This window comes from Vibrio sp. EJY3, from assembly GCF_000241385.1.
Taxonomy (GTDB): Bacteria; Pseudomonadota; Gammaproteobacteria; order Enterobacterales; family Vibrionaceae; genus Vibrio; species Vibrio natriegens.
Map to the genome: position 1 here is coordinate 1,794,387 of NC_016614.1, position 11,905 is coordinate 1,806,291.

Genomic DNA, 11,905 nt, shown 5'->3' on the forward strand with positions numbered 1-11,905 from the left:
TCACGTCTTTTAGTAATTCATCTGCCATATATCGTGCATTTACCGGTGTGAATAAACATCCTCCTGTTTCTCCTCCTTTGAAGGAGGAGGAATGAGGGCGTAGAGGGGGGTACAACCGATCAGTTAGTGATCTGAATCGCAACAAAGCTTTTTACGCTCCGCTTCTTAGTGATTTCGATCACAGGCGAATATGAGAAAAGGCTAAAATTTACTCATAAAGTTTTTAAGACACTGTCGAAGCATGATGTAAATTTTGTCTTAGCGATCACACTCCCCTTGTTCACAAACACAAAAATTACATATTCATCGTGCAATAATTCCTACAAGGAATAACAAACCAGCCTAAAAAAGTGATTAAACTCACAAATAAAGGGCGTAGTTGGTGCCATTTAGCTCATCTCGTGAGAATTAGGAAGTGGATCAAAGTAAGGTGTAATAGCGATGTCGTAACATCCCACTCGATTTATATTTTTGTTTACTTTTTAAACAGATTAAAATTTGGTGACGAAAACCGTTTTCAGATTTCGCTAGCTTACATAAATTAAGGACATAACGAATAATGTGGATTCCATCTAAGCTCACTCGCCCAGGCCGGTTACATAACGCCATTGTGCGTCCAAGAGTGCTGGACTTACTGCAACAAGCGCCTTATTACAAATTGGTTTTGTTTCGCTCACCTGCCGGTTACGGTAAAACAACAATGGCAGCGCAGTGGCTGTCGGATAAGCCTAATGTTGGTTGGTACAGTATTGATGACAGCGATAATGACGGCTTCCGTTTTGTCAATTACCTGTTGCAGGCCTTAAACAAAGCAACAAACTTCAGTTGTTCTAATGCACAGAAACTGGCGGAAAAACGCCAAATATCCTCTTTACGCTCATTGTATAGCGAGCTGTTTGCCGAAATGGCTGACTTTCATCAGGAATGTTACGTGGTACTCGATGACTATCACTTAATCACCAATGATGAAATTCATGAATCAATGCGCTTCTTTTTAAAGCACATGCCAGACAACTTAACCGTCGTCGTCACAAGCCGTGCGACACCGCCATTAGGTACTGCAAACCTGCGTGTGCGTGACTTGATGATCGAAATCGGCAACGACATGTTGGCCTTCGACACAGAAGAAACGACCCGCTTCTTTAACCAGCGCATCGCTGACGGTATTGATGAAGACATGGCAAACAGTCTGAGAACTTATGTTGAAGGCTGGCCCTCTGCATTACAACTTATCGCTCTTCAGGCACAGCATCAAAACCGCACCTTGGCGCAGACGGTAGAGTCTGTTTCACAGTTCAACCATGCACATCTTTGGGATTACTTGGTAGAGGAAGTATTTGATCTACTCGATCATGAAACCCGCCAATTCCTGATGCAGGTTTCGGTTCTGGATCATTTTAACGACGAGTTGGTATTCGCGTTAACTCAGCGTGAAGATGCGCTCGGTATGATTGAATCTTTGAATCGCTACGGGTTGTTTATTTACCCTCTCGAGGGCGAACATAACTGGTTCCGATTCCACAACCTGTTCGGTGAGTTTTTGTCTCATGAACGCCAGGCTCGCATTCCTCAGCAAGAAAAAGATCTACATCGCAATGCTGCATTAGCTTGGTTACAACAAAAATCGCCTCACCAAGCGATTCACCACGCTCAGAAATCTGACGATAAAGATTTAGTGGTTGAAATTCTTAACGAATTTGGCTGGAAAATGTTTAACCAAGGCGAGTTGAGCACCTTGGAAAATGCCATTCATCAGCTGGATTCAGAATTGCTATTTAGTCATCCAAAACTGACGATGTTACGCGCATGGCTGGCTCAAAGTCAGCACCGTTACAATCAGGTTGGTCAGTTACTTGAAGAGGCAGAAGCGGAGCACCAAAAGCGAGATATTGAGCTAGATGTCCACTATCAAGGTCAGGCCAATGCGCTACTTGCTCAGGTTGCGATTAACAGTAACCAGCCAGAAAAAGCACTCGAGTTGGCAGAGCTCGCACTCAGTGAGTTAGACCACACTATCTATCGCAGCCGAATCGTGGCGACCTCAGTCGTTGGTGAAGTCAATCACGTACTGGGTAAGCTCGATCGTGCATTACCGATGATGCAGCAAACCGAAAAACTGGCTCGCCAGTATCAAGTTTACCATCAGGCGTTATGGGCGATTCTACAACAAAGTGAAATATTGATTGCCCAAGGCTATGTTCAGGCTGCCTTTGAACTGCAAGATTCGGGCTTCCGTCTGATAGAAGAGCACCAGCTTCAGCACGTGCCTTTGCATGAGTTTTTACTTCGTATTCGTGCGCAAGTGCTTTGGTGCTGGAATCGTCTGGATGAAGCCGAAGAGTGTGCTTATAAGGGATTACAGATCTTAGAAAGCCATTCGCCAAGCAAGCACTTACATAGCTATTCTATGCTTGCACGTATCGCTGTTGGACGTGGAGAGCTCGACAAAGCAGGTAAGTTTATAGAGCATATTCAACACTTGATGAAACAGTCGACCTACCATGTCGACTGGACGGCGAATGCATCATTGTCCCTCATCTTATTTTGGCAAGCTCGCGGCAATATGGATGCAATACAAGAATGGCTCAACAGTGCAGTTCGTCCAGAATCTGCGTGTAACCACTTCTGTCAATTGCAGTGGCGTAATATTGTTCGTGCGCACATTAATCTTGGTCAATATGACGAAGCTCGCCAAGCGTTGAATTTTCTACAAAGCGAAGCGCATCGCAGTAACTTAGTCACTGACACGAACCGCAACTTAGTTGTTGAAGCGGTATTAGCCGCGCGTCAGAAAGATGAAGAACAAGCGAAAGCCTTACTTAAAGAAGCATTAGTAATGACCAACCAGACAGGTATGGTTGGAAACTTCTTGATTGATGGCGCAACCATTGGCGGTTTGTTAGAGAAGCTTAGCCTGCGCCATGAGTTGGGCGATTTAGAGCGTCACCGCGCACAGCAATTGATGAAAGACATTTCATCAAATCAGCGTAGCCGTTCAATTCACTTCGATGAAGACTTTATTGAGAACTTGGTAAACCACCCGAACGTACCAGAGTTAGTACGTACTAGCCCGCTCACTCAACGAGAGTGGCAGGTGCTTGGGTTGATTTACTCGGGCTTCAGTAATGAACAAATTGCTCAGGAGCTTGATGTCGCCGGAACAACCATTAAAACCCACATCCGTAACCTGTATCAGAAACTGAACATTGCGAACCGTAAGGAAGCGATTATCACGGCAGAAAACTTACTGCAATTGATGGGTTACTAGAAGAGATAAACCACTGAGTAGCTTAAAACGAAGGGTTGGCGTGACAGCGTCAGCCCTTTTTATTTAGCTTGTGCTTTCAGCATTGCACTTAGTAGCCTGAGCTGCGGTTGAGCAGAAATAGCCTTTTATTCAGACAAAAAAATAGCCAATCGCAATAATCGCGATTGGCTGATATTTAATGTGAACAATCTGTATTCACTAACAACGTCAGTTGGCTAGGTGACCCTCGGCTTAAGAAGGGTCGCGGCGTATTATGCATAAACCATGCCATAATTGAAAGCTTTATTTTTGACTCAATATCTCATATGAAAGCGTTCTAAAACATTATCTGTAGCAAAACGAAAAACGTCGTTGCATTTAGCAAATGCAATTTGCAAATAATACACTCCAAACACAATTATTGAGTGATACCTTAATACTTAGACAAAACATCTAAACTTAGAACAATAATCAACCGGTTAGAACGGAATTTATCTCGTAATAACAATACTATTTCATACTTTTTTACCAGTAATGTTTGTATACTCTGCCCCATCATCAGAAATCAACAGTATGAAAATGAACTATCTAATTACTTTCTTTAAAGGAATGGCAATGGGTGCAGCCGATGTGGTTCCCGGCGTCTCTGGCGGCACTATCGCTTTTATTACAGGCATTTACGATACCTTGCTAGAGAGCATTCGACGCATCAACCCAAGGCTTTTATCCATCTGGAAAAGAGAGGGAACGAAAGCGGCGTTTAACCATATCAATGGTTTTTTCCTTATCGCGCTGTTTTCCGGTATTTTCGTTAGCATTGCAACCCTCGCGAAACTGATCACCTGGCTTTTGAACACGCACCCTATTCCAATCTGGTCATTCTTTTTTGGGCTGATTTTGGTTTCGGTTTACCACATCGTGCGTCAGGTAGAAAAACGCGACGCTATTCGCTTCATTACCTTATTAGTTGGCGTTGCATTCGCTTACAGCATTACGGTGCTTAAGCCACTGCATATGGAACCGACAATGGTGAATACGCTGATAGCTGGCTCTATCGCTATTTGCGCCATGATTCTGCCGGGCATTTCAGGCAGCTTCATTTTGCTGCTCATCGGCATGTACACTCCCGTATTAGCGGCAGTAAAAGGCTTCCAAGTAGACATTTTGGCGCTGTTTTTAGCAGGTTGTGTTATCGGCTTACTGACGTTCTCACATTTGCTTTCTTGGTTATTGCGCCACTTTAGAGACGCAACATTGATGTTCCTAACCGGGTTGATGATTGGCACACTGCCTAAAATCTGGCCATGGAAAGAAACATTAACCTGGCGCACAAACTCAAAAGGTGAACAAGTTCCGTTACTTCAGCACAACTTGACGCCGTTTGAGTATGAACACATAACTTCTCAGCCATCACAACTGGTTATCGCCATTGTCATGATGCTGGCCGCGATAGCGCTAGTACTTAGCTTGGAAAAGTTCGCAGATTCAAGTAAATAGATGTCTTTATTTCATTACGGAGCCGATGGCTCCGTTTTTTTCTAATCTACTAAGGTAAATACATTTTCTCGGAACTTGTCTCGTTGAGCATCGCCCAGGTGTGCTACGATGCAGTTCTTATTAAGTCATAACTGCTGAACCTTAATGAAACTGTTGAATATCACTGGTGTCGCTGTGGCACTGGTCGCGGGGTTTTACGCCCCGACGCTACTTAAAAGTTTGTCGACCTCCTCTGAACTCAAACCGCTTGATGAATATTGTTTTCTATCTACGGCGGCTTGCGTCCAACAAGACGTAACCATGACACTTAATGTCGATAACACTCAGCCCTTAGTCCCTGCACTGCTGACCGTAGAATGGTCTGACAGCGAAGCGGAACAACTCGTATTGAGCTTGTCAGGACGAGAAATGGAAATGGGTGAGCCTAAGTTTTTATTAAACAAAGTGTCTCCAGGAAAATACATGGGTGAAGTGGTCTTGCCGGTCTGTACTCAAGAGTCAATGACTTGGGTCGGAGAGCTCACCGACGGACAAGACACCATTTATCCCGCCATCAAAATGCAAAGGTAAGGAATCATTATGAGCCGCAACTGGTCCCTATTTCTCGTGGTCGCTTTCGTACTCGGATTTGGCGCTAAAAGCTATTTGGACAGCCAAGAAGCGATCCCAACCGAACAAACTGAGCCAGCTAAGTCAGAGCAGACGGTGTTATTTGGCGAAAATGACCAGCCAGTTAACATTTTCGACGTTAATGACCCTCGTATTCGTATTGTTTACTTCGGTTTCACACGCTGTCCTGACGTTTGTCCAACCTCGCTGGCCATGCTAGCAGGCGCACTCAACCAAATTGACGAAACACAAAAGGCCCAACTACGCCCAATGTTTATCTCTCTCGATCCTGAGCGCGATGAAGCGGATGCATCGGCAAAATACGCACACTACTTCCATCCTATGATTGAGGGGCTATCTGCGCCGCTAGACATCACGACTCCGCTGGCACACAGCTATGGCGTTATTTTCCGCAAAACAGAATTAGAAGGCTCTGAGCTGAAATACACACTGGACCACAGCTCCTACTTCTACTTCTTGAAACCTGACGGAACCTTGATCACCAAAGTTCCTCACACGCTGACGCCCGCACCGATCGTCGAGGCAATCTCACAACTCACCTCAAACGATACGTCGACGAAAAGCTAGTCAAGTCACAGAACTCCTGGTAACGACGCAACACTGCAACGATTAAGCGATAGAGGCTCCTCAATGGGAGCCTCATTTATCTCGCTCTATTCTTACTGGCTATTTGTTTCAAAATATAATTCTGTGCTATACCCCTCAAATGTATAGGTGCATTTACGCTATACATTAGTCTCCAAGTTCCAGAGGTAGACAACAACATGCTTAAAGGTTTCAAACGTCTTTTAAAATTCCTGACTCAGGTAAATCCAAATATGGATCAGGATGTCGACACGATTATTGCCGCAATTGGTGGTATCGAGAATGTCGTTGAAACAGGCGCTTGCGCCACACGTTTGAGGTTGACTCTGAAATCAACGGCAGTCGTTGATCAAAAAGCGTTGAAACAACATGGCGCTCACGGCGTAGTGGTTTTAGATGATAAACATATCCAAATCATCTACGGGCTGAAGGCAAATAGCTATTCACAGATAATGGAAGAGCGAATGAGCAGCCAAAGTTAGCTCTGGCAGCATGAGTTTCTCTACCGCAAACGAATGAGAGCGGCTATACTCTCCCCGTCTTATTAACGAACCCAATTATCAACCAACTAAAGAGGACACAAAATGATTGTAATGCAAAACACACACTGGGCATCGCAAGGGTAAACGTCCAAAAGTTCAATTGGTGGCTTAGCCACAACCTCCCTTCTCTGCCCGGTTTTCTCCGGGGTCAAATCTATCCGAATTAGACCCTAATGCAATTTGTATTAAGGCGCTTTGTTGCGTCTGGGATAATTCAACAATGAATAAAACACACACTTTATTTGCAACACTGACTTCAACCAGCAACCCACTCAAGCGTTTAGGTTGGAAACCGTTCTTTCAGCAGCAGCTGACTTTAGACGATTATGAAAACACGCAATTTGCGCGAGTGATTGCACATCATCGCAGTGGCTACTTATTGGCCAGCGAGAACGGTAACATCCATCTCAATGCTCACTCATCGTTACCCAGTATGACGGTTGGTGACTGGGTCGTCTTAGATCAGAACCAACAGTTTGTTCGCTTACTTGAACGACGCAGCCTGTTCAGTCGTAAAGCGGCAGGTGACAAAGTGGCAGAGCAACTTATCGCCGCGAACGTTGATACGGTATTTATTGTTTGTTCACTGAATGACGACTTCAACTTAAGCCGTATTGAGAGGTATTTGGCGCTAGCACATGAAGCCATGGTAGAACCGGTCATCGTTCTGACTAAAAAGGACCTATGCGATAACCATGATGAGATAACAAGCCAAGTACAGAAATTGGATCACCTTTTAGCTATCGAGGCCGTAAACGGTTTAGACCCAGACAGTGTTGCTAAGCTAATGAACTGGTGTCATGAAGGGCAAACAGTCGCGTTTATTGGATCGTCTGGCGTTGGCAAATCGACGCTCGTGAATGCATTGCTTGGGCAGGAGGAGCAAGCAACCAGTCATATCCGTGAAGATGACAGTAAAGGCCGACACACCACAACGTCTCGCTCAATACACCTTTTGCCATCTGGTGGTATTTTAATTGATACCCCTGGAATGCGTGAACTTCAGTTGGCAGATTGCGAAGCAGGGGTCAGTGAAACATTTTCTGACATCACCCAGCTAGCTGAACATTGTCGCTTTGGCGATTGTCACCACGATTCAGAACCGGGCTGCGCCGTTCAAGCCGCCATCGAAAATGGGACACTGGAACAACGTCGCTTAAAAAACTACCAAAAGCTATTGAGGGAACAAAGAAATAACGGAGCGACTCTAGCCGAGCAAAGAGCTAGAAACAGACAGTTTGGAAAAATGGTTCGCAATACGATGAGTGAGAAGCGTAAACGCTATCAAGATTACTAACGCTTTGACTTTCGTCGGTCAATTCAATTTAAGGAGACATTTGTCTCCTTTTTAATAACTTTGTTAAAAAGCATCATTCATAACCACCAAATTATTGCAACACAAACAACTTAATTTAATAACATTCAGCAAACATTTAATCCAAAAACAAACTAAAACTAGACACAAAATATTACCAAGTTAAGATATGGGCGGTTCAGTCAGAGAATGACTGACTATATAAAAACAGGATAATTGATAATCATGTGTCTTAGTGACCAGAAGCAATGCTCACCCCTTATTTAATAAGGGCATTATCGCCGTGTAATGTGTAGTTATTATTCAATCACTTAGGCATAACATTGCAGGAATGATGTATGCAACATAACAGCCTCGTTGCCCGATATGCTCGTGGTAACCTCGTTCTCCAGATCCTTGTCGGTATTGTCTTTGGTGTTTTACTTGCAACAGTTTCACCAAGTCACGCTCAAAGCGCTGGAATGATTGGTAGCCTTTTTGTTGGAGCGCTTAAAGCGATTGCTCCAATCCTAGTATTTATTTTGGTTGCTGCGTCTATCGCAAACCAAAAGAAAAACCAACACACTTATATGCGTCCGATCGTTGTGCTTTACCTATTGGGCACATTCTTCGCAGCGCTATCTGCCGTGGTTCTAAGCTTCCTTTTCCCAACCACTTTAACGCTTGTAACCGGCGCTGAGGGTGCTACCCCACCACAAGGTATTGCAGAAGTTCTACACACACTACTATTTAAAGTGGTAGATAACCCAGTAAACGCTCTAGTAGAAGCAAACTACATCGGTATTCTTGCTTGGGGTGTTGGTCTTGGTCTGGCGCTGCATCACGCTTCAGCTACTACTAAAGCGGTTTTCGAAGATCTAAGCCACAGTGTGTCTCACATCGTACGCTTTATTATTCGTCTAGCACCATTTGGTATCTTCGGCTTGGTAGCTTCAACGTTCGCAACAACAGGTTTCAGCGCGCTAGCGAGCTACGCTCACCTGCTAGCAGTACTGTTAGGTGCAATGTTTATCATCGCATTGGTAGTAAACCCTGCGATCGTTTACTTCAAAACCAAACAAAACCCATACCCATTGGTTTTCCAATGTCTGCGTGAAAGTGGTGTAACAGCATTCTTCACTCGTTCAAGTGCGGCAAACATCCCTGTGAACATGGCGTTGTGTGAGAAGCTAAAACTGGATGAAGACACTTACTCAGTTTCTATCCCTCTAGGCGCAACCATCAACATGGCGGGTGCTGCAATCACTATCACAACACTAACGTTGGCTGCAGTTCACACTATGGGTATTGAAATTGACCTATTGACTGCATTGCTTCTGAGTATCGTCGCAGCGGTATCTGCATGTGGCGCTTCTGGTGTTGCAGGTGGTTCTCTACTACTTATCCCTCTTGCTTGTGGCCTATTCGGTATCTCGAATGACGTAGCAATGCAGGTGGTAGCGGTCGGCTTTATCATCGGCGTTATTCAAGACTCAGCAGAGACTGCTCTAAACAGTTCTACAGACGTTGTCTTCACTGCCGCAGTTTGCCGTTCAGAGCATCAAAAAGAACAGCAATAATCGAATTACGATTCAATAGACAAATAAAATGGGGAGCCGATTGGCTCCCCATTTTTTTATATCAACTTTGATTACACAGTGGCTAAGGCCACTTCTTCAATTTGGAAATGTTTAGCTGGCTCGACAAACTCTTGCTGAGCGGCGATTGTTTGTAATTCCCACTCACCAGCATGGAAAGTTGCACTTAGTACGCCATAACATGCATCATGACAGTGCTGGAAAGCCTGTTTCGGGCTCCAGCCCTTAAGTAGCCCTGCAGTAAAAATCGCTGAGATAAGATCACCCACGCCAACAGGTTGTTTGGCAAATTCAAAATGCGGGCGTTTTGCCAGATAAATACCATCTTGCGTAGCCAGTAGCATGTTGAAGCTGCCGTTATCCAGACAGTAAAGGTGTTTGACCAATACAACTTTCGGACCTTTCGCTAACGCTCGCTGACAGGCGGTAATAGCCTCTTCCAACGTATGAATTTCCATTTCTGCAAACTGGCTGAGTTCGAACTGATTTGGCACGATCACATCTGCCATTGGCATCAGACGCGTTAACAGGTTTTCAGCAATCCCCGGAGCAACAATACAGCCTTTATCAGGTGCTCCCATCACTGGGTCACATACATAAATTGCGTCTGGATTCTTACTCTTAACTTGAGTGACCGTCTGTTCCACTGCTAGGCACTGTTCTGCACTTCCTTGGTAACCAGTTAATACCGCCTGGCATTTTTCCAGAGCGCCAATGTTACCTAAACCACGAACAAGCTCACTGATGTCATCGGCTGAAAACGCTCGACCTGTCCAACCCTCTGCATATTGGGTGTGATTGGAAAACTGCACGGTATGAATAGGCCACACTTCAAAACCCATACGCTGCATCGGAAAGACAGCGCTGCTGTTACCGGCATGACCAAAAGAAACGTGTGATTGTATAGAGAGGATACCCTGCATTGTAGCTGTCCTTTTATTTTTGTTATCGATAGTTCAAAGACTGCGGCAAGCGCCAGTTTTGCGAAGCCGCTAGTGTATCCGACTAGCACAGATTGTTTAACTCAATTCTTAACCGTCCCTTACCGATGTCCGTATTTGGCCTTCATAACCTTGTGCCCGCTTAACTGTGTTGTATAAATATGAGTTTGCAGGCTGTTAAAGTAAAAGCCTCAAGTGTGAGGCTTATTCAATTATTACGGCTGGAGGAAGTTCTGGGTAAAATCGAGCGCAGCTTTGGAAGGCTGAGAGGAGAACGATGATTTTGGTGTTGTATCCACCTCATCTGTTATTGACGCATGACAAGAGTTGGTCGTGTATCCTTCGATTGACTGGTCTTGCTCTGGATTAGGCTCATCAGCGATGACATCTTTTAACTCATCTTCATTAGGGAAGTACGCCTCACGTTTATAAACCTTGTTTAACGCACGAATGATAGAGTGCTTTTTTACCACGCCAGATGCCAGCATTCTTTGCAGCGGTTTGGCTATCACCTGTAAGCCCACCACCACATCAACGCCGATATTACCCGCGACTTTATCCCGTAATATTCGAGCTGCTTCGAACCCCATGCTTGCAGAGAGAAACAACCAAATGTAGGCAATAGCGTTGCCAGTTTTGCTCGAATCTTTCCAAGCTTCCCCTGCATAATACATGGCTTCTGCACTGCCGAGCTCTGCAGCACTTTCCAGCCAATAACGGCCTTTCAGCATGCTTTTTTCAGTACCAATACCTTTGGTGTAACACAGTCCTACCTGAATTTTTCCAGCGATACTGTCTTTCTCTGCAGCCTTCATAAACCAATAGAGTGCGTCGGCACTGTGACCCGACGTATTTTCCGGGGATAACTGCCACTCACCCATATACAGCATCGCATCGACACAACCCTCGTCGGCCGCTTCTTCGATCAGTTCATGTCCTTTGGCGACGTTTTGTTCCACACCTCGGCCAAAAACCAGCGCTTTTCCGGTGATAAATTTCGCTTCCAGATCACCTTCTACGCCAGCGATCGCAGTGCGCCAAAAGTTTGCCTGCTCTTTTAGAACCACATCTTCACGCATACGCTCACTCATGCGAACAATGCCGTACATGCCACTGATGTTGTCTAGCTTCGCCGCTTTATCGTACCAATACAAAGCCTGCTTGATATTGTTTCTTTCCGCTTCTTTCGCCAGAAATAAAATCGTCGGTATGTGCCCGGTTTCAGCCTTAAATTCCCGCTCTTTAAGCTCTTGCTCACGAGCTTTTTTCATTGCCTTGCGATATGCCGCCTCACGAGCCTGCCGCTCTACTTCCAGACGTTGTTTTCGCATCGACAGCGAGATCATCCATACAAATATCAGGACAAGTGAAAGGCCAGTTGCCGCAATGGCAATACCCATGCTACTCATAAACCGCCTCTTGTTCTCCATGATATAAATTGACGTTCCCCCATAGGGAAACCCTTAAATTGCTTTTGTCTGAATAGTTTCAGCACTTGGACTTTATATCGGCTACCCGATGAAAATCTGAAGTTGAGAAGTAAAGAATGACGTGATTAAAACTCAGACGCC

The 11,905-nt window shown here is 44.9% G+C and carries 9 protein-coding genes; 7 read left to right on the top strand and 2 right to left on the bottom strand.

Features of this window, described 5'->3' with window-relative positions:
• Positions 1-559: 559 nt before the first annotated feature.
• From malT to sstT, 7 genes are all read left to right on the top strand, one after another.
• Positions 560-3,268: an HTH-type transcriptional regulator MalT gene (malT, locus tag VEJY3_RS23790; protein ID WP_014234988.1), complete on the top strand. Its 2,709-nt coding sequence runs from the start codon at positions 560-562 to the stop codon at positions 3,266-3,268.
• Positions 3,269-3,826: 558 nt separating this feature from the next.
• On the top strand, positions 3,827-4,744 hold the full coding sequence (locus tag VEJY3_RS23795) for a DUF368 domain-containing protein (RefSeq protein ID WP_014234989.1): 918 nt from the start codon (positions 3,827-3,829) through the stop codon (positions 4,742-4,744).
• A gap of 144 nt (positions 4,745-4,888) precedes the next feature.
• Positions 4,889-5,314: a hypothetical protein gene (locus VEJY3_RS23800; RefSeq protein WP_014234990.1), complete on the top strand. Its 426-nt coding sequence runs from the start codon at positions 4,889-4,891 to the stop codon at positions 5,312-5,314.
• A 9-nt stretch (positions 5,315-5,323) separates the two neighbouring features.
• Positions 5,324-5,941, top strand: coding sequence for an SCO family protein (locus tag VEJY3_RS23805; protein ID WP_014234991.1), 618 nt, complete (start codon positions 5,324-5,326; stop codon positions 5,939-5,941).
• Between the two features lie 197 nt (positions 5,942-6,138).
• On the top strand, positions 6,139-6,441 hold the full coding sequence (locus VEJY3_RS23810; protein WP_014234992.1) for a glucose PTS transporter subunit EIIB: 303 nt from the start codon (positions 6,139-6,141) through the stop codon (positions 6,439-6,441).
• Between the two features lie 280 nt (positions 6,442-6,721).
• A complete protein-coding gene (rsgA, locus tag VEJY3_RS23815) occupies positions 6,722-7,798 on the top strand; it encodes a ribosome small subunit-dependent GTPase A (protein ID WP_014234993.1) in 1,077 nt (358 codons plus the stop codon).
• A gap of 356 nt (positions 7,799-8,154) precedes the next feature.
• Complete coding sequence (sstT, locus tag VEJY3_RS23820; RefSeq protein WP_014234994.1) at positions 8,155-9,375, top strand: serine/threonine transporter SstT; 1,221 nt, start codon at positions 8,155-8,157, stop codon at positions 9,373-9,375.
• Between the two features lie 71 nt (positions 9,376-9,446).
• Here the strand turns inward: sstT and pdxY are convergent, their stop codons facing one another.
• The gene (pdxY, locus tag VEJY3_RS23825; protein ID WP_014234995.1) at positions 9,447-10,316 is read right to left on the bottom strand and encodes a pyridoxal kinase PdxY; all 870 of its coding nucleotides are present in this window, start codon (positions 10,314-10,316) and stop codon (positions 9,447-9,449) included.
• A 233-nt stretch (positions 10,317-10,549) separates the two neighbouring features.
• On the bottom strand, positions 10,550-11,743 hold the full coding sequence (locus tag VEJY3_RS23830; RefSeq protein WP_014234996.1) for a tetratricopeptide repeat protein: 1,194 nt from the start codon (positions 11,741-11,743) through the stop codon (positions 10,550-10,552).
• Positions 11,744-11,905: the final 162 nt, after the last annotated feature.

Bases quoted from the DNA above. Each gene is read 5' to 3' on its own strand.
- malT (WP_014234988.1), top strand. From the start codon at position 560: ATGTGGATTCCATCTAAGCTCACTCGCCCAGGCCGGTTACATAACGCC.
- VEJY3_RS23795 (WP_014234989.1), top strand. From the start codon at position 3,827: ATGAACTATCTAATTACTTTCTTTAAAGGAATGGCAATGGGTGCAGCC.
- VEJY3_RS23800 (WP_014234990.1), top strand. From the start codon at position 4,889: ATGAAACTGTTGAATATCACTGGTGTCGCTGTGGCACTGGTCGCGGGG.
- VEJY3_RS23805 (WP_014234991.1), top strand. From the start codon at position 5,324: ATGAGCCGCAACTGGTCCCTATTTCTCGTGGTCGCTTTCGTACTCGGA.
- VEJY3_RS23810 (WP_014234992.1), top strand. From the start codon at position 6,139: ATGCTTAAAGGTTTCAAACGTCTTTTAAAATTCCTGACTCAGGTAAAT.
- rsgA (WP_014234993.1), top strand. From the start codon at position 6,722: ATGAATAAAACACACACTTTATTTGCAACACTGACTTCAACCAGCAAC.
- sstT (WP_014234994.1), top strand. From the start codon at position 8,155: ATGCAACATAACAGCCTCGTTGCCCGATATGCTCGTGGTAACCTCGTT.
- pdxY (WP_014234995.1), bottom strand. From the start codon at position 10,316: ATGCAGGGTATCCTCTCTATACAATCACACGTTTCTTTTGGTCATGCC.
- VEJY3_RS23830 (WP_014234996.1), bottom strand. From the start codon at position 11,743: ATGAGTAGCATGGGTATTGCCATTGCGGCAACTGGCCTTTCACTTGTC.